The organism is Haloterrigena turkmenica DSM 5511, assembly GCF_000025325.1.
Taxonomy (GTDB): Archaea; Halobacteriota; Halobacteria; order Halobacteriales; family Natrialbaceae; genus Haloterrigena; species Haloterrigena turkmenica.
The window spans coordinates 76,281-95,975 of record NC_013743.1 but is presented as its reverse complement, the minus strand read 5'-3'; the positions used below and the strand labels follow the sequence as shown (position 1 = coordinate 95,975).

19 protein-coding genes are annotated in these 19,695 nt (G+C 67.6%); 7 read left to right on the top strand and 12 right to left on the bottom strand.

Going from position 1 to position 19,695, the window contains the following annotated elements; genetic code table 11:
- Nucleotides 1–104: 104 nt before the first annotated feature.
- The 3 genes from HTUR_RS00440 to HTUR_RS00430 form a co-directional block, all read right to left on the bottom strand.
- The gene (locus tag HTUR_RS00440) at nucleotides 105–959 is read right to left on the bottom strand and encodes a ribose-phosphate diphosphokinase (protein WP_012941320.1); all 855 of its coding nucleotides are present in this window, start codon (nucleotides 957–959) and stop codon (nucleotides 105–107) included.
- A 90-nt stretch (nucleotides 960–1,049) separates the two neighbouring features.
- Nucleotides 1,050–1,559, bottom strand: coding sequence for a hypothetical protein (locus HTUR_RS00435; protein ID WP_012941319.1), 510 nt, complete (start codon nucleotides 1,557–1,559; stop codon nucleotides 1,050–1,052).
- An 84-nt stretch (nucleotides 1,560–1,643) separates the two neighbouring features.
- Nucleotides 1,644–2,531 (bottom strand): HVO_0234 family beta-propeller protein, encoded by an 888-nt coding sequence (locus tag HTUR_RS00430; protein WP_012941318.1) that lies wholly within the window; start codon nucleotides 2,529–2,531, stop codon nucleotides 1,644–1,646.
- An 82-nt stretch (nucleotides 2,532–2,613) separates the two neighbouring features.
- Between HTUR_RS00430 and glmM the strand changes: the two genes are divergently transcribed.
- On the top strand, nucleotides 2,614–3,978 hold the full coding sequence (gene glmM, locus HTUR_RS00425; RefSeq protein ID WP_012941317.1) for a phosphoglucosamine mutase: 1,365 nt from the start codon (nucleotides 2,614–2,616) through the stop codon (nucleotides 3,976–3,978).
- 322 nt (nucleotides 3,979–4,300) lie between these two features.
- Here the strand turns inward: glmM and HTUR_RS00420 are convergent, their stop codons facing one another.
- The 6 genes from HTUR_RS00420 to HTUR_RS00395 all read right to left on the bottom strand — a co-directional run bounded on the left by HTUR_RS00420 (nucleotide 4,301) and on the right by HTUR_RS00395 (nucleotide 10,372).
- Nucleotides 4,301–6,151 carry a site-2 protease family protein gene (locus HTUR_RS00420; protein ID WP_012941316.1) on the bottom strand — a complete coding sequence of 617 codons (1,851 nt, stop codon included), beginning with the start codon at nucleotides 6,149–6,151 and terminating at the stop codon, nucleotides 4,301–4,303.
- A 171-nt stretch (nucleotides 6,152–6,322) separates the two neighbouring features.
- Complete coding sequence (locus tag HTUR_RS00415) at nucleotides 6,323–6,832, bottom strand: HPP family protein (RefSeq protein WP_008893172.1); 510 nt, start codon at nucleotides 6,830–6,832, stop codon at nucleotides 6,323–6,325.
- Between the two features lie 155 nt (nucleotides 6,833–6,987).
- Nucleotides 6,988–7,401 carry a universal stress protein gene (locus HTUR_RS00410; RefSeq protein WP_012941315.1) on the bottom strand — a complete coding sequence of 138 codons (414 nt, stop codon included), beginning with the start codon at nucleotides 7,399–7,401 and terminating at the stop codon, nucleotides 6,988–6,990.
- A 76-nt stretch (nucleotides 7,402–7,477) separates the two neighbouring features.
- Nucleotides 7,478–8,659, bottom strand: a complete 1,182-nt coding sequence (locus tag HTUR_RS00405; protein ID WP_012941314.1) for a DUF7118 family protein — start codon at nucleotides 8,657–8,659, stop codon at nucleotides 7,478–7,480.
- Between the two features lie 6 nt (nucleotides 8,660–8,665).
- Nucleotides 8,666–9,040, bottom strand: coding sequence for a phosphoribosyl-AMP cyclohydrolase (gene hisI / locus HTUR_RS00400; protein WP_012941313.1), 375 nt, complete (start codon nucleotides 9,038–9,040; stop codon nucleotides 8,666–8,668).
- A gap of 261 nt (nucleotides 9,041–9,301) precedes the next feature.
- A complete protein-coding gene (locus tag HTUR_RS00395) occupies nucleotides 9,302–10,372 on the bottom strand; it encodes a hypothetical protein (protein WP_081443447.1) in 1,071 nt (356 codons plus the stop codon).
- Nucleotides 10,373–10,706: 334 nt separating this feature from the next.
- On the opposite strand from HTUR_RS00395, the gene HTUR_RS28385 reads away from it, so the two are divergent.
- Complete coding sequence (locus HTUR_RS28385) at nucleotides 10,707–10,835, top strand: DUF7577 domain-containing protein (protein ID WP_264183077.1); 129 nt, start codon at nucleotides 10,707–10,709, stop codon at nucleotides 10,833–10,835.
- Between the two features lie 32 nt (nucleotides 10,836–10,867).
- On the opposite strand, the gene serA is transcribed toward HTUR_RS28385, so the two are convergent.
- Together serA and HTUR_RS00380 are read right to left on the bottom strand one after the other, a co-directional pair.
- Nucleotides 10,868–12,454, bottom strand: a complete 1,587-nt coding sequence (gene serA / locus HTUR_RS00385; protein WP_012941311.1) for a phosphoglycerate dehydrogenase — start codon at nucleotides 12,452–12,454, stop codon at nucleotides 10,868–10,870.
- 94 nt (nucleotides 12,455–12,548) lie between these two features.
- Nucleotides 12,549–14,450, bottom strand: a complete 1,902-nt coding sequence (locus HTUR_RS00380; protein ID WP_012941310.1) for a hypothetical protein — start codon at nucleotides 14,448–14,450, stop codon at nucleotides 12,549–12,551.
- A 709-nt stretch (nucleotides 14,451–15,159) separates the two neighbouring features.
- Here HTUR_RS00380 and HTUR_RS00370 point away from each other — a divergent pair.
- The 4 genes from HTUR_RS00370 to HTUR_RS00355 all read left to right on the top strand — a co-directional run bounded on the left by HTUR_RS00370 (nucleotide 15,160) and on the right by HTUR_RS00355 (nucleotide 17,621).
- On the top strand, nucleotides 15,160–15,705 hold the full coding sequence (locus HTUR_RS00370; RefSeq protein ID WP_187291466.1) for a calcium-binding protein: 546 nt from the start codon (nucleotides 15,160–15,162) through the stop codon (nucleotides 15,703–15,705).
- A 2-nt stretch (nucleotides 15,706–15,707) separates the two neighbouring features.
- Nucleotides 15,708–16,034 (top strand): hypothetical protein, encoded by a 327-nt coding sequence (locus HTUR_RS00365; protein WP_012941308.1) that lies wholly within the window; start codon nucleotides 15,708–15,710, stop codon nucleotides 16,032–16,034.
- Nucleotides 16,035–16,190: 156 nt separating this feature from the next.
- Nucleotides 16,191–16,703 (top strand): hypothetical protein, encoded by a 513-nt coding sequence (locus tag HTUR_RS00360; protein WP_148225314.1) that lies wholly within the window; start codon nucleotides 16,191–16,193, stop codon nucleotides 16,701–16,703.
- Nucleotides 16,704–16,841: 138 nt separating this feature from the next.
- Nucleotides 16,842–17,621 (top strand): MOSC domain-containing protein, encoded by a 780-nt coding sequence (locus HTUR_RS00355; RefSeq protein ID WP_012941306.1) that lies wholly within the window; start codon nucleotides 16,842–16,844, stop codon nucleotides 17,619–17,621.
- 149 nt (nucleotides 17,622–17,770) lie between these two features.
- Here the strand turns inward: HTUR_RS00355 and HTUR_RS00350 are convergent, their stop codons facing one another.
- Nucleotides 17,771–18,670, bottom strand: coding sequence for a DMT family transporter (locus HTUR_RS00350; protein WP_012941305.1), 900 nt, complete (start codon nucleotides 18,668–18,670; stop codon nucleotides 17,771–17,773).
- Between the two features lie 158 nt (nucleotides 18,671–18,828).
- Between HTUR_RS00350 and serB the strand changes: the two genes are divergently transcribed.
- Nucleotides 18,829–19,479 carry a phosphoserine phosphatase SerB gene (gene serB, locus HTUR_RS00345; protein WP_012941304.1) on the top strand — a complete coding sequence of 217 codons (651 nt, stop codon included), beginning with the start codon at nucleotides 18,829–18,831 and terminating at the stop codon, nucleotides 19,477–19,479.
- Nucleotides 19,480–19,695 lie beyond the last annotated feature (216 nt).

Below are 19,695 nucleotides of genomic sequence, written 5' to 3'. Positions count from 1 at the left end.
GCGTCGGTTGTCTCTGGTACGGTCGGACAGTCGTCTCGAGAACGGACGCTCGAATCGACGGACCAGCAGCGCAAAACCGTGGCGGCGCGGTGTCGGCGGGTCGGTTACAGTTCGTCAGCGATCGCCGGTGCGACCGAGACGGCGCTCACTTCTCGCTCGATCGTATCGGTGCCGTAGATCGTCTCGACGCCCGCGCGGCGGAGTTTCGTCACCGCGTTGCGCGCCAGCAGCGGGTGGACGCAGGTGACGAAGACGCGCCCGACGTCGCGGTCCCGAAGGACGCCGACGGCCTCGCTCATGGTCGATCCCGTCGCGATGATGTCGTCAGTCACGACGACGTCGCGGCCGGCCACGTCGACGTCGCTGGGGGAGATCTCGACCTCGGTGCCGGAGTGGCGGGTCTTCTTGAAGTAGTCCGTCTCGCCGTCGCCATAGGCGTCTCGAACCGTTTCGGCGAGGTCGATCGCGCCCGCATCGGGCGAGAGGAAGACGGGGTCCGCGAGGTCGGCAGGCAGCGGATCGGCCAGCCGGCCCGCCGCGTCGACGGCCGTCGCCGTCGGCTCGAAGAACTCGCAGATCGCCGTCTCGTGGGGGTTGACGGTCAGCACGCGGTCCGTTCCGGTCGAAATCGAACGGGCGACCGCGCGGGCGGAGACGGGATGGCCCGCCTCGAAGGCCTCGTCCTGGCGGGCGTAGCCCATGTACGGCAGGACGGTGACGACGTCCTCGGCGCCGGCCTCGCGGACGGCGTCCTGGAGCTGGAGCAGTTCGAGGTGGGCGTCGCTCGAGACCGTCGAGCCGACGATAATCGCTCTGTCGTCGTCGAAGTCGGGAGCGGCCGCGAGCAGTTCGCCGTCCGGGAACCGGTCGTACTCGACGGCGGCGAGTGATACCTCGAGTTCGTCCGCGAGGGAGGCGGCCAGCGTCTGAGAGGCCGACCCGCTGACGATCGTAGTCATACTCGAGGGGAGAGCGCGGGGGGTAAACCCGTTTTCGTTCTCTCGTTCGACGCGTCGACGACCGACCGCGGCGGGAGACGGCGCAGCCGGCTACTCGGATTCGTCGTCCGTCGTGCTCTCGCAGTGGCCGGGATCGGTGTTGCTCGAGTATGTCATAGTCTCGCCGTCGGTGATGCGGACGAAAATGCTGAGACAGGACGACTCGTTCCAGTTCGACGGGGTGATGTTCACCGGCTCGCCCCCGTTGAGCCGGGCGGTCACGCGGAACTGCTCTCGGTCGACCGACCAGCTGTGGTCGAAGGAGAGCGTCTCGTCGGCACCGGGAGATCTGGTCTCCCAGTGTTGAATCTGGCCGTCGTATTCGATGAGGATGTCGAACGTGTGAGACGCGTCGTCGAGGTTGTCGACGACGATGGTGCCGGAGACCGACTCGGCGATCTCGTCGTCTTCGGTTTCGGTCTCGTTTTCGTTACCGTCTTCGTCCCCGTTCTCGTCGCCGTTCGCGCCGTCGGTTTCGTCGCTCCCCAGACAGCCGGCGATCGCACCTGTCAGGCCGACACCGGTCGCGGCGAGGAGTCGGCGGCGTTGAATCCCACTCATATTCGAAGTGGAAAGTATCCAATACAGATAAATGTCCGTCAGACGACCGACCCGTGATCACCGATTCAGTATGTACCTGAACCGTTACTCGCCGCCGGGCACGGCGAGTCCCGTCACGCCGCTGACGCCGATCGTTTGGGACCGCCATCGGTTGGCCTCGTCGTCGGGCGTCGCCGAGAGGAAGGTCCCTCGTTCGGTGACGGCGTAGACGGTGCGTCCGTAGCCGATCCCGACGATCGGCGCGCTCGAGCGATCGTACTCGGTCCAGGACTCGTCGTCGGCGTCGTAGGCGTAGACGGCGTCGCCGCCGACCGCGTGGGCGCGAGTCAACTGCCCGCGTTCGCTTCGCGGGTCCGCGGCGACGGTCTCGAACGCTCCCTCGAGGGCCTGCATCCAGCCGTTGCCGAGTTTGTAAAGGCCGTCTTCGGTCGCGGCCAGCGGAACGCCAGCCGCGGAGACGTCCCGTACGTCCGAGAGGCCGGCGTGGTCGAGGCAGCCCTCGTGGACGCGGTAGACGCCGCTTTCGGTCCCGACGAGGTCGCCGTCGATCGCCCGCACCGCCGCGACGCCGTCGCTCTCGAGGGGCGTCCACTCGCGGGCGCTCCCGGCGTCGCCGAGGCCGACCGAGGGCGACTCGAGGCGGGCGACGCCGCCGTCGGGACCGGCGGCGACCAGCCCGGAGTTGTCGGCGCCGACGGCGACGGCGGGACCGAACCCGCTGTCGACGACCGTCGCGTCGTCAGCGTCGTCGCCGCGCTCGAGGTCGAGCAGGCGGACGTCCTCGTCGGTCGCGATCGCGACGACGCCGTCGGTCGCCGCGATGTCGCGGGCCGTACAGCGGTCACAGAGGCCGAACTCTCCAACGGTGTCGTCGGCGACGCGGACGCGAACGACGCCAATCGAACTGGCGACGTAGGCCTCGAGGGCCCCTTCGCGGTCGCCGTAGACGCGCTTTTCCTCGATGGAATGCATACGTCCACGGTCGGGGCCGCGCGCCGAAAGCGTTCCGTCTGCTCCGGAACCCCTTTGAGGGGACCCATACGACTAGCGCGTGATGCAAGTGTTCGGATCGAGCGGAACGCGCGGCGTCGCCAACGAAGAGCTGACGCCGGCGTTCGTCCTGCGCGTCGCGAAAGCGGCCGGGACGGCGTGGGGGGTCGACCGGGTCGGTCTCGCGCGCGACACGCGATACACCGGGCGGATGCTGGCCGACGCGGCCGCGAGCGGACTCGCGAGCACGGGGACGGACGTCGATCGGCTGGGAATCCTGCCCACGCCGGGTGCACAGGCCTACGCCGAGCGGGAGAGGATCCCCGTCATGGTGATCACGGCCTCGCACAACCCGCCCCAGTACAACGGCGTCAAACTCGTCGGCAGCGACGGGATCGAGCTCGCGATCACGGACTTAGAGGAGATCGAGAACGTGCTGCTCGCCGAAGCGTTCGACGTCGCCTCGTGGGACGAGACCGGCCGCGTCCGGGAAGTCGACGGCGTGCGGGCGTCGTACATCGACGAACTGCTCGCGGCGGCCGACTACGAGACCATCTCCGACGCCGAGCTGACGGTCGCGCTCGATCCCGGCCACGGCGCCGGCGCGCTCACCAGCCCCGAATTCCTCCGCGAACTCGGTTGTCGCGTCGTCACCGTCAACGGCCAGCCCGACGGCCACTTCCCCGGCCGAGACCCCGAACCCGTCCCGGACAACCTCGAGGACCTCGGGGAGTTGGTCCGGGCCACCGACGCCGACGTCGGCATCGCCCACGACGGCGACGCCGACCGCGCCATCTTCTTCGACGAGACCGGCGAGTACGTCGAGGGCGACGCCACCCTCGCCGCCCTCGCCGCAGCCGAACTCGAGGCCGGCGACACCACCGTCTCGGCGGTCAACGTCTCCCAGCGGCTCGTCGACGTCGTCACCGAGGTCGGCGCCGACCTCGAGCTGACGCCGATCGGGTCGACGAACATCATCACCCGAATCGAGGAACTCGAGGCGAACGGCGAGCGCGTCCCGATCGCGGGCGAGGGCAACGGGGGGATCTTCTTCCCCGACTTCCGTCTCTCGCGGGACGGCGCCTTCACCGCGGCTCGCTTCCTCGAGCTCGTCGCCGAGCGACCGGTCAGCGAGATCGTCGCCCCCTACGGCGGCTACGCCAACGTCCGCCACAACGTCGCCTACGAGTCGACGGCCGAGCGCGACGCGATGCTAGACGCCGCGGCCAACCACGCCCAGTCGGCCGACGCCGAACTCAACACTCGGGACGGCTACCGGCTGGATTACGGCGACGCGTGGGTGCTCGCCCGCCCCTCCGGCACCGAACCGCTCGTCCGAGTCTACGCCGAGGCCCGCAACAGAGAGCGCGCCGACGAACTGGCCGACGAGATGTTCGAGACGCTGACCGAGGCGAAGGCCGAGGTCTGAGTCGATCGACTGGCAATCAGTCGCAGTCTCCCCTTTCGTCTGCATCCGATCCTACATGCGGTGGCGTGCGCTGTCGATCGTGACCGAGCGACTCGAGGGGCGATCGACGATTCTGCGCGAGGTCTTCGCGAACGTGTGAGCGAAGGCTTGTCAGAGCGTGCTCTGACAGTGGATGAACGAACGACTGAAGGAGTGAGTGAATCGGCTGGGGAGGGCGTGGCAACTCCCCGTTGCCAGCACGAGTGATCTGCGTACGTTCATCTGTATCGCTCCAAATACGGGACGATTCAGCCGAACCACTCGACTCAGAGGATTCGGCAACTCATCCGAGGAACGGACTCGAGAGCACCAGCAGGATCGCGACCACGACGACCGCGCTGGCGGCGACCATCGCCGCGGTCGCCGACCGATCAGGCCGCTCGAGTCCCGTCCTCGAGCCGGCGGCCTCGACGGTCGTTCGGAGGAGCTTGCCCCCGTCGAGCGGGTAGCAGGGGATGCAGTTGAAGACGCCTACCAGCAGGCTGAGCCACCACGTCCAGAAGAGGACGTTCGCCGCGACGAAGACGCTGCCGCCGAGGACCGAGAGCGGCCCCGTCACGGCGTAGAAGTCCGCGATCGACCCGACGAAGCCGCCGAAGTTCGCCGTCGAGAAACCGGCGATCAGCCCGGCGAAGGGGAGGGCGAAGACGGCGAACCCGCGCTCGAGAGGTGACGATCCGAGCCCGTCCGCGACCGGCTGACCCCGGAGGATGCCGAGGTGTTGGGCGCTCGGATGCGGATCGACGCCGAGGTCAGTCACCGTCGTCCCGCTCGTTCCCGGCACCGTGGTGATCCCGAGAACCGCCTCGCCGTTCCGGTCGCCGAGCGTCACCTCATACTCGCGGCGTTCGTCGTCGACGACGGCCTCGAGCGCGACGGTCTCGCCGGGAGAGACCTCCGCGAGCGTCTCGAGGAGGTCGTCGCTATCGACGATTCGCTCGCCCTCGAGGCGCGTGATGACGAGCGTTCGCGGATCGCCGTCCGGGTCGGGGGCGCCGGCGGTCGCGAGCGGCCCGTCGACGTCGATCGCGGCGACGGCCGCGCCGGCGATGATCGTCGTCGAGCTGTCCTCCGTCTCGAGCGTCGCGACCGTGCGGTTCTCGAGGGCCGCGCGGAACTCGCGTTCGGTGTCGACCCGGGTTCCGTCGACCGCCGTGATCGTCTCGCCGGGCTCGAGGGTGGTCGCGTTTCCGTCGCCGCCGTCGGTCCCGCTATCGCTCCGCTCGCCGCCGTCGGCACTCGCCGCATCCCCCTCGAGCGTGCTGGTAACGACGACCGATCGCTCGAGTGTGACGGTCCTGGCGTCGTCGCGGCCGCCCGCGACCGTCAGTTCGACGCGCTCGTCGGTCGCGTCGAGGGCCGTCCGCAGGTCGTCGGCGTCCTCGACCGCCCGACCGTCGACGGCGGTGACGACGTCGCCGCGCTCGAGGCCGGCCTGATCCGCCGGCGTCCCGGCGTAGACGCCGCCGACGGCGACGCCGGAGACGGCGGCGATCGAGGTAGAGACCAGCAGGAACAGCGCGAGGAACGCGATCAGCGCCACCGCGAGGTTGTTCGCGATCCCCGCGACGTAGATCCGGTTGCGGGCGGCCGTCGAAGCGGCGGCCTCGTCGTCCTCGTCGATGCCGACGAACGCGCCGAAGGGGACGAGGGCGAGGAAGATCAGGCCGGCCGACTCCACGGCGACGTCCTCGACGCGAGCGAGCAGGCCGTGGCTGAACTCGTGGACGACGACGGCGGCGGCGAGGCCGACGAGGATCGCCGGCGTCGCCGCCAGCGGCAGGAAGTCGTTGACCCCCGGGATCGCCAGCGCGTTTCGCGGCTGATTCACCTGCGTGGCAGCCTCCCGCGTCAGCGCGACGTAGGCGGCGAACAGGACGACGGCAGTCATCGCGACGAGCAACAGCAGCGAGATGGCGGTGCCGACGTCGCTCCACCGCCGCCAGAAACGCCGATAGCGCGGACGGGCCAGCCGATCGAGCGCGCCGAGCCCGTTTTCCGTCTCGAAAGTCACGACCGGCCCCCAGACGCTGACCCACGGCGGGAGGAGCCCGCGGGCCTCGAGCGCCATCGCGAGGACAGTGGCGCTCGCTGCGGCGAGACCGAGCAGGAGCAGCGTCGTCAGCGCGTCCACCGTCGGACACCTCCGCGCGTCGAACCGACCGCTCGCGATTCGATTACGTCCGGCCGTTCACCCATGGCAGCCGCCTGCATCGTGTTCGATATCGAGAACGTATCGACGGCGTATCAATACCGCGGTCGCGCGAGCGCCGTCGGCTTGGAACCGGGGCCGGCCCCTGCCGGCCTACGATCGGAGCCGGTCCCCGTACCGCGCGCCGACCCGCTCGGTCGCCAGCAGGAGTTCGTGAGCGACGACGAGCACGACGACGGTGACGACGATCAGCGCCCCCTCGAGGGGAGTCGAGAGCAGGCCGAGCGAGACGATCAGCGTGGTCGCGCAGGCCGGCGGGTGGCGGGTCTCGGTCCAGAGCATGCCGCCCGCGGTCAGCATCGTCGCGACGACGCCGCTGGAAACGAGTCTGAGCCCCGCGAGCGAGCCGGGATCGGTCGCGGCCGTGATCGATAGCGTGACGCCGAAGGAGTGGTAGGCGAGCAAGCCGGCGACGACGCCGATCGCGTGGCCACCGATCACGCGCCGCGGGGACGTCGCGTCGCTGTCCTGGAACAGCGCGAGCACGAACGCGGAGGGACCGAGACTCGGGAACAACATCGGGAAGCCGGAGAGCCACGCCAGCACCGCGGTCGTCGAGAGCAGGAGTCCTGTGTGGAGCGTCGTCCCCAGCCGGTCGTCCATGGCTCGTCCTTACGTCTTCGACGGAAAAACACCCGCGATTCGATAAACGGCCGATTCTCGAGGTCGCCGTCGATCGACAGCGGACGAACGTTCGGTTTTCCGACTGGAACGACGCTGGACGGGGGTCGCTGGACGGGGAATCGAATCCGATCCGCCTAGGGGACGATCGTCACCGGCACCGACGCCTGCCGCGTGACGGCCTCGGCGACGCTGCCCAGCAGCATTCGGGAGACGCCCGACCGCCCCTCGCTGCCCATCACGATCCCATCGACGTCGTTGGCGTCGACGTACTCGAGGATCGCCTCGGCCGACGTGCCCTCGACGACGGCCGTCTCGACGCGCCGGTCGTGCTCGGCGGCGATTTCACGTACGTCCGCGAAAAAATTCGGTTCGTCCGCGTCGGTTCCGCCGCTGTCGGTCATCGGCGGTCGGCCGCCGTATCCCGCCTCGAGTTCGTCGACGACATGCACTACCGTCACCTCGTCGTTCGGAAACACCGACAGCGCGTGCTCGAGGGCCGCGCGGGCCGTCTCGGAGTCGTCCATCGGAACGAGCAGCTGTCTGGTCATACCGATCGTACGACGGACGGGGACTTCACTCGTGGCCTCGAAGGAGAGTCCGCAGAAACCGGCACGCAGATCGCGCTCAGATCGGGTCCTCGACCTCGAGCGCCTCCTCCAGCCGCTCGCGCTCGCGGCGCAACGACTCGAGTTCGTCGGCGACCCGGCCGTCGGCCAGCCGCTCGCGCTCGTCGGCCGAAAGCCGTGCGACCGCCTGCGCCGCGGTCTGGAGTCGGTCGTACTCGAAATCGGGATCGGTCGTGAGTCGCCGGATCGACCGCAGTTTCGCGACGGCGTCCTCGTCGGCGACGCGCTCGACGAACGGGCGACACTCGCGGACCCGGTGGCGGAGCGCGCCCGCCTCGCCCGGCGGCCACGGGATCGTCAGCGGCTCGGCGTCGATCCCGTCGAGGAACGTCTGCTGGGTCGCCACCCGGCGCTTGAGTTCGTCCGCGCTCGAGACGTAGTGCTCGAGTTTCGACCGCGAGTAGTTCGCGTACTCCAGGAGTTCGGGGAGCGTGTACTCGCCGGCCGGATCCTCGCGGACGTAGGTCTCGAGGTCGTCGGGGGGCCGTTCGTAGTCGACGAACGGGTACCAGCGACTCCGCTCGAGCAGTTCGAACACCTCGCGAGCCGACGCCTCGAGGCGGTACTCCTCGAAGGCCGTCTCGATCGCCTCGTTGTAGGCCTCGATCGGCTCGCGGAGCTCCTCAACCGGCGCCTCAAGATCGGCCTCGCCCAGTTCGACCAGTCGTTCGCGCTCCGAGATTTCGTCGCCGAGTTCCCGCCGGCGCTTGGCGGCGGCGGTTCGAGCCTCGGCGATCGCCTCGCGGGCGGCCTCGCGTTCGTCGAGCAACTCGGCGTACCGGGCCGCCGGCTCGAGGGCCTCGTGGGCGCGCTCGAAGTCCGACTCGCTGAGCCGGCGCTTGTCGATCGCGTCGAGGGCCTCCTCGAACGCCTCGCGGCCCTTCAGATCGTCGGGTAGTCCCGAGACCAGCGAGTCGAACTGCCCTTCGAGTTCGACGTAGGCCTTGAAGTTCTCCCGACCGGTGCCCGTCGCCCGGTCGACGTAGTCCTCGAGCAACGTCGTCGCGTCGCGGTAGGCCTCAGCGGCCTCCGCGACGGCGTCGCCGCCCGCGTCCGCAATCTGCCGGTCGGCCTCCTCGAACCGCCTGCGGGCACCCTCGAGGGCCTCGAGCGGGGACTGTCCGTCGGCGCCGGAACCGGAGCCGGCATCGACGCCGGCGCGGTGGGCGCGTTCACTCATGATCGGTTACTCGTCGCCGTAGACGTCGTCGGGGTCGTAGACCTCCTCGCCGACGTTCTCGCCGTCGATCGTCCGGTAGAAACACGACCGGTAGCCGGTGTGGCAGGCCCCGCCCTCCTGATCGACCAGGTAGAGCAAGGTGTCGGCGTCGCAGTCGACGCGTACCTCCTCGATTTCCTGGACGTGGCCGCTCGTCGCGCCCTTCTCCCAGAGCTCGTCGCGGCTGCGCGAGTAGTAGTGGGCCCGTCCCGTCTCGCGCGTGCGCTCGAGAGCTTCGGGGGAGACGTAGGCGAGCATGAGCACCTCGCCGGACTCCGCGTCCTGTGCCACGGCGGGGACGAGCCCGTCCTCGCCGAAGTCGACCGAAACGTCGTCGTCCATGTACGGGCGGTTGGTTGGCACGGCGATAGGTCTTTTGCCACGGCCCTCGCCTCCGGCCGCTCGAGAGCGGCGTACTGGAGGACGACGGCGGTAGACTCGAGGGGAACGGACCGCTGCGAGCGGCCGAACTGCGACGTGCGCACGAGGCGTCCGCCGGGCGACCCTGCTGTCGAGAGCATCACGTCCCGATACGCTCGAGCGAGGGTTCAGAGACGGGGCGGATTCTCGCGCCGCGGGAATCGGTCGGAACCGCGCTCGCGGTTACTGGACGCCGCGGACGCGCACCGTCTGCTGGTCCGAATCGTCGGCCGTCTCGGCGCGGACTGGGAACTCCTGATCGGACGCGACCGGCGGCGTCTGGTAGCCCATCGTGAACGTCGTCCGTTCGCCGGCCTCGAGCGATACCGACCGCGACTCGACGGTCGTCGGATCGTTACCGACGATGAGGTCGACGGTGCCGGAGCCGGCGGCGCCGCCGGTGTTCCGGACCTCCACGGTTCCCTCGAGGGAGTCGCCCGCGTCGACCGGGGAGTTGGTGTTAAGGATCGAGACCGCGAACGACGCCGCGCCGTCGCCGGCGTCGCCGTCACTCTCGCTATCGTCGCCGTCGGTGTCGCCATCGTCGCCGGTGTCGCTATCGCCGTCGCCACCGTTATCGTCACCGCCGCCGGCCTCGGCCTCGAGTTCGCTGAGACAGTCCTCGGCGTGTGGGTTCGGCGTCGTCGGGGCGCCCGCGGCATAATCGGCCTGCTCGGTCGTCAGCGACGTGATCACGGTGCCGACGCCGCCGTAGTCGGGGACCGTGACGACAATCTCGTCGCTCCCCTCGGAGACGCCCGCGCCGTCGCCGATCTCGAACACGACCGTGCCCGAGAAGGGGGCGTCGACGGCGTCACCGAAGACGACGCCGTCTTCGATTATCGTGTTGCCGAAGAGGCCGTCCTCGTCGTAGAATCCCGTGCTCGCGAAGGCGACGTCGCCGTCCGCGAACGATCCGGACACCGTCGCTCGCGTACAGGAGTCGAACGACGTCGTTTGCCCCGACGGGTCGTCGGTCTCGTTCTCATCGTCGTCTTCGCCGTCCGTTTCGTTGGTGTCGTCGGACTCATCGGGCTCCGAATCGGCCGAGGATTCGTTGCTGTCGTTCTGGCTCCCGTCCCCGTCGGTGCCGGGATCGCTCGAGTGGCTTCCCTCCTCGCTGTCGTTCACGTCGATGTTCGCGTCGTTCGTGCCGTCGGTTCCGTCGTCACCGTCATCGGTTCCGTTTCCGGTGAGACAGCCAGCCATTCCGACGCCGACACTTGTCGCCGCGATGAATTTCCGACGATTCATATCGAGAAGCGCAATATCCCGGCTCATAAAAATGTATGTTACCCGTCATATCCGATTACAATCATCGGGTCGTGAACGTCTCGAGACGGTGAATCGATATCGACCGTCGACAGGGTGGGATACAATAGCACCCTACACGGAAGAGAGCACTGCTCGCCGGTCGGGTCCGGGACCGAGACAGTCGAACGGGCTGAGCGGTGATCCCAACTCTCAGCGGGCGTGAGTACGTCGTCGGACGGCGCCGACTCAACCGCTATCGTTGGGAGTCGGCGCGGCGGACGGGCTTGCAAACGTCAGCGCGTCGGATATCACCCTCGAGGGCCGAACACCGACGATGAGTTCACAGAGACGGATCGAGAAACCGGTCACCTGTCGCGTCTGCGGAACGAAAAACGATCACTACTACACGTACTGTCGGAACTGTCTCCAGACGCTTCCTGCGAGGGCGGACGCGAAGTCCTGAGTCGGGAACCGGACGACTCCCGTTCGACCGGCTCAGGCCTGGCCGTTCAGCGTGATGTAGTTGAGGCCGATGATGCGCTCGTCGGCCTCGAGTTCCTCGCGGGCTCCGTCGGGGATCTCGCTGTCGACGTTGTAGACGGTCAGCGCCTCGCCGCCGATGGTCTCGCGGGCGTTGAACATGCCGGCGATGTTGACGTCGTGGTCGCCCATGACCGAGCCGATGAGGCCGATAACGCCGGGTTCGTCGGTGTTGCGCGTGACGACCATCTTCCCGTGGGGGATGGCGTCGACGCGGTAGCCGTCGACGCGGACGATCCGCGGGTCGTCGCCGGCGAAGAGGGTCCCGTCGACGGACACCTCGTCGTCGTCGTTGCTGACGGTCACCGAGATCAGGCTCTGGAAGTCCTCGGCCTGTCGGGTCTTGGACTCGGTGACGTCGACGCCCCGGTCCTCAGCGATCTGGGGCGCGTTGACGGCGTTGACCTGCCACTCGAGGGGTTCGAAGACGCCCTTCAGGGCGCTCGCGGTGACGAACTCGACGTCCTCGTCGGCGATGTCGCCCTCGTAGACGACCTCGATGTCCTCGATGCGACCCTCGAGCAGCTGGGCCGCGATCTTGCCCGCGGTCTCGGCGATGTCGATGTAGGGCTCCAGACGCGGGAACGCGCTCTCGTCGATCGAAGGGGCGTTCAGCGCGTTCGCGACGGGTTCGCCGGCGAGCGCGGCGTTGACCTGGTCGGCCGTCGAGGTCGCGACGTTCTCCTGGGCGGCCTCCGTCGAGGCGCCGAGGTGGGGCGTGACGATGATCTCGTCGTGCTCGAGCAGCGGCGAATCCGGCGACAGCGGCTCCTCGGCGAAGACGTCGAGCGCGGCGCCGGCGAGGGTGCCGTCCTCGACCTTCGCGGCGAGGGCGTCCTCCTGAATGATGCCGCCGCGGCCGACGTTGACGATGTAGCCGCCCTCGAGGAGGTCGAGTTCCTCTTCGCCGATCATCCCCTCGGTCTCGGGGGTCAGCGGCGTGTGGATCGTCAGGAAGTCGGCCCGAGCGAGACAGTCCTCGAAGTCGACGAGTTCGGCGCCGAGTCGGTCGGCGCGCTCCTCGGAGATGTAGGGATCGAAAGCGACGATGTCCATGCCGAGCGAGTCGAGCTTCTTGGCGACCTCCTGGCCGACGCGGCCGAGGCCGACGACGCCCAGCGTCTTGCCGTCGAGTTCGGCCCCGAGGTAGTCACCTTTCGCCCACTCGCCGTTCTTCAGGCGGATGTGGGCCTGCGGGATCGAACGGGCGGCCGCGAACGTCATCGCGACGGTGTGTTCGGACGCCGCGCGGACGTTGCCCTCGGGCGCGTTGGCGACGATGACGCCCTCGTCGGTGGCGGCGTCGATGTCGATGTTGTCGACGCCGATGCCGGCGCGGCCGACGATCGCGAGCTCCTCGGCGGCTTCGAGCACCTCGGCGGTGACCTCGGTTCCCGAGCGGACGATCATGCCGTTGGCGTCCGATACCGCCTCGAGGAGATCCTCGCCCTCGAGCTCGTAGCCTGTCTCGACCTCGTGGCCGGCGTCTCTGAGTACGTCCAGACCCGCGTCGGCGATCGGATCCGTGACCAGTACTTTCATGCGCGAGACAATAGTGCGCAGCACGTAAACGCTTCCGTTGTTGGGTGCGGTGGCAAAAACTACCTCATCGACGAACCCGACGCGGCGGGACGGTTCAGTAGCCGGACAGTCGCATCGTCGCCTGGGTTTCGAAGGACGTGGACCCGGTCGGATGGGGGAGTCGCCCCGTCGCGGCCTCCAACAGGAGCCAGGCGACGACGCGTTCGCCCTGGATCGGTTCGTCGCCGATGTACTGCGCCGGATGGACGAACGCGGTTTCGATCCCTCGATCCGCGAGTCGCTGGGCGCCCGGGACTTCCCCGGCGCTCCGGCGAACGACGACGACCTCCATCCCGTCTTCGAGCGGAACGCCGATCGTTTCCGGGCCCTCGGGGTTGGAAAACCGGACGGCCGTACCGGGCTCGCCGACCAGATAGAACTCCGTTTCCGGCGTCGTCCACTCGTCGCCGTCGTAGCGTGCGATCTCGACGCCGTCGATCGTTCCGGGGGTGACGTCCATCGCGACCGTCGCGATCGAGTGATGGGGAACGCCGTTCTCGCTCGCGTCCCCGTCGGTGCCGGTGTCCGGATCGGTCTCGAGATCCGTTTCGGCGTCTGCAAACACGCTGTCAGTTCTCGTGGACGCATAGTCGGTCACGAACCCCGGGCCCTGGCGGCGCCAGATCGGAACGATCGTCCCGTCGTTCCAGAACTCGGTGGCGAGTTCGTGACTGGACTGCCCGAACCGGTAGCCGGAGCGGTGGTCTCGACCCTCGGCGCCGCGAGCGCCGGTCTGATAGTGGGATCTGAACCGGAATCCGGCCGGTCGATCCGCGCCTGCGGGATACGTCACGACGCCGAGCAGCCCCGGTCCGCCGAGCGCGGCGCTATGGACGTCCCAGACCAGTAAGTCGCCACTGAAGGCGAATTCGTCGTCCGGAAAGAACCACTCCAGCGTGTTCTCGCCGTCGCGTTCCGGGAGGCCGTAGCCGCTGAGGGTCGCGGGTGAACCGAGGCTCGCGAACACCGGGCGATCCCGGAACTCGGCGGCGATCTCGACGCCATGGTTGCCCGAGTCGTCCCACCCGATTCGCCACCCGGCCCGATCGAACGGCTCCGGCGGTTCCTCGATCCGGTGGCCGCCGTCGACCGCGGTGTACCACGGTCGCCGCTCGAGCGGGACCGCCGGGACGGTTCCGAGGACGGTGTCGTCCGCCGGCACGATGGTCGCCGCCAGTTCGTGCGGCGGAACCTCGACGAACCGTTCGACCCGCGTCACGTCACTCACCGAACCGACGTCGTCGTTCCGCACGTCGAGATCGACGACCACGGCGGTGATCGCTTCGCCCTCGTCGACGAACAGGGCGACCGGGATCACGCCACCGCGTTCGATCTCCCCGGTCGCCGTGATCGATTCGGCGATCGGCAGCGACGGAAACCAGTCGTTGCCGTCCACGTACTCCTGTACGCGGGCGTCTTCGAAGACCCGTCGGAGTCGCGCTTCCTCGAGTCCCGCGTCGCCAACCTCCCAAGCCCGCCACGAGACGTCCTGCGGGTCGGTGATAGTCAGCGCGGCGAGGGAGTCGGTCCGGCGATCGACGAGTCCGTACGCGATCTGTCTGTCGACAGCCGTAACGTCGAACACCCCCTCGTCGAGATCGCCCTCGATTTCGACGTCCGGACTGCCCTGCACGCTGACCGCGTCGAGGGAGTTCGTGTACGGATCGTACGCCTCGTAACTCGAGCGCATGTCCTCGGCGACCGCGTGGACCTCGGGGTCGGAGAGGAGCACCTCGAGTGCGCGCCGCTTCCGATAGGTGTAGAGCGTCTGGATCGTCGCGGCGTCGAAATCCCGAGTCGAAACGAGTCGAGCGTCGGAGAACCCGCCGTCGTCGTCCTGGGCCGACGAGGTCCCGGCGATCGACAGCAGCCCCGCGCTGCCGGCCGCCGTCGCCACGAATCGTCGGCGAGACACGCCTCGCGGGAGCGTTCGGTTGCCATTGCTATTCAGTACCATGCTCCGGCGCAGTTAGACGACCGGCTGGATAAAGGATGCTACCGTTCGAAACGCAGCGCCTGATTGCACCGTCCCGGCCGAACGCTAATCGCGAACGACTCGGCGACCGGTCCGTACCGGCTCTCGGCCGATCCACTCATCGCTCGTCTGTCGAGATACCGGACGATCCGGCTGGGATGCGGATCGGTGAAACAGAACTGTTCGGTCGGAAGGTGACGGTTTTCGTTACAGTCGCGAACGCGCGTCGGTGTTTGTTCGGTGGCCGACAAGATCGGATCGATCCGACCGAGCGGTCTCGCTCGAGACGCGAACCGTTACGAGATCGATCGCCGGATATCGCCGTATTTCGGCGCGTAGAAGACCGTTGATCACACGTTTCACCGTGCCTGCATCCATTCGCTAGGCCGTCACCCGCGCAGTAACTCTTTCCTCGAACGAACGACGCAATCACCTGTTTGCTCGTCCAGTGCGATGGTCACTCGCGCCAACCAGATTCAGCTATCCGACAGGTCGGACCAAAACTCGTCTTTAGATCTTCGACTCGTCACACGAACAATAGCGTTAGACGTGCCAGATTATCAGATACTGTCGAAACAACCACCGAATACTGCTACTCATATTAAATTGATGGATACTAGAAGGAACGGTCGACGGCGTTTATCTGGCAACTCGGTCAAGGATGGATCGCCCACGAGGGCGTGAGAGCAAAATGAGTGAACAAGACACGACAGGCGACTCGAGGCGGTCGTTCATGGCGAAGGGTGCCCTCGCGACGGGTGCGCTTACGCTCGGAACGGGCGCCTTCGGGACGGCCACAGTCAGCGCACAGGCAGACCAAGTAGCGGTCTTTGCGAACAACTACTATCCTGGCGGAAATTTCGACGTCATCGCGCCGCTGCAGACGAGCACGACCGTCGAGATTCTGCAGGTAGATGGGGAGACCGTTTCGGAGATCTCGCAGCCCGACGAGTGGTCCGGCCACATCATCCGGTACGACATCGGCGAGCAGGCGGGGATCACGACGTTCCTGTTCGTGCGTGGCCAGAGCCTGAGCGCCGGTGACAGCGGGACGATGGGTGAGGACGCCTCGGTACTGAGTTCGGATCTGAACCTCATCGGCACGGCGCTGGGCAGCAGTGGAGACACCGTCGAAGAGGAAGACACCGTCGAAGAGGAAGACACCGTCGAAGAGAACGAGACGACCGGCAACGAGACGACCGGCAACGAGACGGTCGCCGATATGGGAGGTGACTGACAATGGTGCAAGACGACCCAGGCCAAATACTGGTCTTCACGTACGATTACGAGGCCGGAGAGGACTTCGAGGTCCTCTCGCAACTCGAGACGAGCACGACGGTGCAAATCCTCCAGACCGCCGAGGAGGAGACCGTCCCCGAGATCTCGCAACCGGACGAGTACGTCGGCCACGTCGTGCGGTACCAGGTCGACGGCGGTCCGGTGAGTCCCACGACCCTCGTGTTCATCCGCAACGGGAGCATCAGTACCGGCGAAACCGGAACACTCGGCGAAGAAGCGACGATGTTCAGTCCGACACTGAACCTCCTCTCGACCGACGTCGAGTAGCGAATTCGTCGCTTATTTTTGATCGCGTTACGGTCGGTGAGTTCGTCTACGAGTCTCGAGGCGATCACCTACCAGCGGCGGTTCGAAGACGTAACTGCGCCCAGATCGACGCCGATGAAAGAATTACCGACAGAGACCGCGAATGCCCCACCGCACATGACAGCCAACCAGCGATCGAAGCAGCCGAACGGCTCGTCCGCCGCGACGGGCGAGTCGTCGAATAACGCATCGAAGCGACGGGTGGGTGCCGCCAGTATCGTCATCGTCGGGTCGTCGGCCTCGCTCGAGGCCGCGCCCCCCGACGCCGAGGACGAGTCCGCGGAAGTGGACGCGCAGTCGGAGGAAGGCCAGCTCGTGCTGGTATCGCTCGACGACTATCGGCCGGGATTGACCGTTCGAGTCGTCGACCGGCTTCCGGCGACGACCGTCGTCCGACTCCTTCGCCCGCCCGACGGCGGAACGGTTCCCGTCCTCACGCAACCCGACGAGTACACCGGTTACGTCGCTCGCTCGAGGCTCGAGGGCGGGGCGGTCGGGACCGCGACCCACCTCTTCGCGCGCGAGCCCCTCGAGACGGGCACGACGTACAAACTCGTCGCCGACGCGCAGGTGTTCAGCACGCGACTGAACCTGTTTCGGGTGACCGCCCGTCGCGTCGACGAGGAGTGAGGCGACGGGGAGCGCCCGCCGACGATCCGAGCGAACCGTCGCTCGAGCGGATCGGCTGCCGAAACCCACTGACGGGCCGTCGCCGCCGATGGCGTTCGAACGAACAACTATATGTACACCTCGTGTCAAGTTCTACCAATGGCACGACTCGAGCGGCTCAGGGTCTACCCGGTCAAGGGACTCGACGGTATCGAACTCGAGGCCACCGACGTTCTCGCGGGCGGCACGCTCGCGTCCGACCGGGAGTTCGCCCTGTTCGACGCTGACGGCGAGGTGCTCAACGGGAAGCGAACGGATCGGGTCCACGACCTGCGGACCGATTACGACGCGAAAACGGACGCACTCGAGGTCGAAGCCCCCGACGGCGAGGTCGCCCGGTTCGACCTCGAGATGGAGTGCGACCGCGCCGCGGACTGGTTCGGCGACTTCTTCGACGAGGATCTGACTCTCGAGCGCGACCGGGAACTCGGCTACGTCGACCGCCGCGAGATGGGGCCGTCGGTGATCAGCACCGCCACGCTCGAGACGGTCGCCGGCTGGTTCGAGGACGAAGGCATGACCGTCGAGGGGGCCCGTCGGCGCCTCCGCGCGAACGTCGAGATCGGCGGCGTCGAGCCGTTCTGGGAGGACCGCTTCGTCGGCGAAGGCGCACCGGCCTTCGAGATCGACGGCGTCCGCTTCGAGGGCGTCACGCCCTGCGGTCGCTGCGTCGTTCCCCAGCGCGATCCCGAGACGGGCGAGCCGATCGACGAGTTCCGACAGCGGTTCGTCCGGAAGCGCGAGGAGACCTTCCCCGACTGGGCCGACGCGGACGCGTTCGACCACTACTACACGGTGATGCTCATCTCGCGAGTCCTCGAGGCCGACCGCGGCGAAGCGCTTCGCGTCGGCGATTCCGTCAGCGTCGTAGAAACCTAGTCGCCGTCCACTTCGGAGACGGCGCCTCCGATCCCGTCCGCGCATCCGGACCTTCCCTCTCGAGTACCACGCGTGAGCGGTCGGCGACGCGGCACGACACCCGCTCGAGTCGGCGACGGCCTCTCGAGCGACTCGGCTCCTCGAGGAGTTCAGAGCGTGATCAACGCGGCGCCGACGATGATCAACACCGCGCCCGCGACGACGCCCTTCGTCACTCGCTCGACGTCCCGCAGGAGGACGGCGGCGAACACCAGCGTGAAGAAGGGCGCGGTCGCCACCAGCGGGTCGACGAGCGCGATTCGACCGCTTTCGAGGCCGAGCGCGGTCATCAGCGACAGCATCGCGACGGCCGTCAGGAGGCCGCTACCGGCGAAGTAGCGGTACGATTCCCGCGGGCGCTCGAGCGCGTCGCGACCGCTGACGGCGAAGACGTAGGCCACCAGCGCGACCAGCCCGGCCGTCTCGTTGAGCGCCACCGCTTCGAGCGCCGAGAGCGGCGTCTCGAGCATCCCGTACCGGCGCGCGACGTTCGCGACGGCGAAGGTCGCAGCGGCGGCGATCGGCCACAGCAGGTCACGGGGCGTCCAGCCGCTCAGGTCGCCGCCTCTCGAGGCGGTCAGCAGGGCGAGGCCGGCCACGAGGACGACGATTCCGACGCCGGTCACCGGGCCGAGCGGTTCGCCCAGCCAGGTCAGCGCGAGGAGGGACGCGAACAGCGGCCGCGTGCTGAGGATCGCGCTGTTGAGGCTCGCCCCGACCCTGTCGACGCCGACGAAGATCGCGATCCGGCCGACGGCGGTGCCGACGACGCCCGCGAAGGCGAAGACGGCCAGGATCTCGAGGGTCAGTTCCGAGAACGCCGACCGTCCGTAGAGCGCGGCGATGACCAGCCAGTAGATCCCCGAGTCGACGAGGGCGACGACCAGCGACGCCTGCACCGAGTCGCCGCCGGCGGCCATGCCGCGCTTGTCGAAGATCGGAGTGAATCCCCAGAGGATCGCCGGGACGAGCGCGAGCGCGAGGACCTCGAGAGTGGCGCTCGTCGTCATCGGCTCGGCTCACCCGGTCGTAGTCGCGTCATCGAGGGGTTCGAACTGGGAGGGGACGACGGGAGAGCGTTGCGGTGGCGGGCGACCGTCCGTCGGACCGTCGGGGAGCCGCAGCGAAACCTGAACTGGTTTATCCGGGGCCCGACAATCGGCGAGCGATGACAGTCGTCGCTTTCGACTTCGACGGGACGCTTTCCGACTCCGAGATGACCGTGTTGCTGGGCGACCGCCGCGGGGTCGCCGACGACATGGCCGAGATCACCGAACGCTCGATGAACGACGAGATCGATTACGCCGAGAGCCTCTACCAGCGGGCGGCGCTGCTCGAGAGCCTGCCGAAAGCGGAGGCCGACGCCGCCTTCGATCAGGTCGAACTCCGGGAGGGTGCCGCCGACCTCATCGCCGAACTGAACGACGCCGGCGTCACTACCGCGATCCTCACTGGCGGCTTCGAACGCGGCGTCGCCGCCGCTCTCGAGCGCGAAGATGTTTCCGTCGACCACATCGTCTCGAACCGACTCCCGATGCAGGACGGCGAACTCACGGGCGCCGTCGAGGGACCGCTCATCGAGGGCACCAAGGACGACGCGCTCGAAGACCTCGCCGACGACGTCGGCGTCGACCTCGCCGACACCGTCGCAGTCGGCGACGGCGCCAACGATCTGCCGATGCTGGAGGTCGCCGGCCTCGCGATCGGCTTCGAGCCGAAACCGGCCGTCGAACCTCACTGCGATGTCGTCGTGACGTCGATGGCCGAGGCCCGCGAAGTCCTCTTCGAGGAAGGCGTCCTCGCGGAGCGCGGCGAGTAACGACGTGTTTCTCTAGTTTCGACCACATCATCCGGACGACTACGCCTCATTACCCGGTCGTAGTACTCGGGAGCGACCGCTGAATCGAACGGATTCCACACTATCGATCATGTCGGCGCTGGACCGAATACGAACAGTCACGGATCGGCGAATATCCAGTATAACGGCCGATTTTGATACCGAGAGAGCTTTAACTCACTACCGAGTAAGTAGTTG

What these genes read in the sequence shown, in the direction of transcription:
- HTUR_RS00440 (WP_012941320.1), bottom strand. Translation starts at nt 959, where the DNA reads ATGACTACGATCGTCAGCGGGTCGGCCTCTCAGACGCTGGCCGCCTCC.
- HTUR_RS00435 (WP_012941319.1), bottom strand. Translation starts at nt 1,559, where the DNA reads ATGAGTGGGATTCAACGCCGCCGACTCCTCGCCGCGACCGGTGTCGGC.
- HTUR_RS00430 (WP_012941318.1), bottom strand. Translation starts at nt 2,531, where the DNA reads ATGCATTCCATCGAGGAAAAGCGCGTCTACGGCGACCGCGAAGGGGCC.
- glmM (WP_012941317.1), top strand. Translation starts at nt 2,614, where the DNA reads ATGCAAGTGTTCGGATCGAGCGGAACGCGCGGCGTCGCCAACGAAGAG.
- HTUR_RS00415 (WP_008893172.1), bottom strand. Translation starts at nt 6,832, where the DNA reads ATGGACGACCGGCTGGGGACGACGCTCCACACAGGACTCCTGCTCTCG.
- HTUR_RS00410 (WP_012941315.1), bottom strand. Translation starts at nt 7,401, where the DNA reads ATGACCAGACAGCTGCTCGTTCCGATGGACGACTCCGAGACGGCCCGC.
- HTUR_RS00405 (WP_012941314.1), bottom strand. Translation starts at nt 8,659, where the DNA reads ATGAGTGAACGCGCCCACCGCGCCGGCGTCGATGCCGGCTCCGGTTCC.
- hisI (WP_012941313.1), bottom strand. Translation starts at nt 9,040, where the DNA reads ATGGACGACGACGTTTCGGTCGACTTCGGCGAGGACGGGCTCGTCCCC.
- HTUR_RS00395 (WP_081443447.1), bottom strand. Translation starts at nt 10,372, where the DNA reads ATGAATCGTCGGAAATTCATCGCGGCGACAAGTGTCGGCGTCGGAATG.
- HTUR_RS28385 (WP_264183077.1), top strand. Translation starts at nt 10,707, where the DNA reads ATGAGTTCACAGAGACGGATCGAGAAACCGGTCACCTGTCGCGTCTGC.
- serA (WP_012941311.1), bottom strand. Translation starts at nt 12,454, where the DNA reads ATGAAAGTACTGGTCACGGATCCGATCGCCGACGCGGGTCTGGACGTA.
- HTUR_RS00380 (WP_012941310.1), bottom strand. Translation starts at nt 14,450, where the DNA reads ATGGTACTGAATAGCAATGGCAACCGAACGCTCCCGCGAGGCGTGTCT.
- HTUR_RS00370 (WP_187291466.1), top strand. Translation starts at nt 15,160, where the DNA reads ATGAGTGAACAAGACACGACAGGCGACTCGAGGCGGTCGTTCATGGCG.
- HTUR_RS00365 (WP_012941308.1), top strand. Translation starts at nt 15,708, where the DNA reads ATGGTGCAAGACGACCCAGGCCAAATACTGGTCTTCACGTACGATTAC.
- HTUR_RS00360 (WP_148225314.1), top strand. Translation starts at nt 16,191, where the DNA reads ATGACAGCCAACCAGCGATCGAAGCAGCCGAACGGCTCGTCCGCCGCG.
- HTUR_RS00355 (WP_012941306.1), top strand. Translation starts at nt 16,842, where the DNA reads ATGGCACGACTCGAGCGGCTCAGGGTCTACCCGGTCAAGGGACTCGAC.
- HTUR_RS00350 (WP_012941305.1), bottom strand. Translation starts at nt 18,670, where the DNA reads ATGACGACGAGCGCCACTCTCGAGGTCCTCGCGCTCGCGCTCGTCCCG.
- serB (WP_012941304.1), top strand. Translation starts at nt 18,829, where the DNA reads ATGACAGTCGTCGCTTTCGACTTCGACGGGACGCTTTCCGACTCCGAG.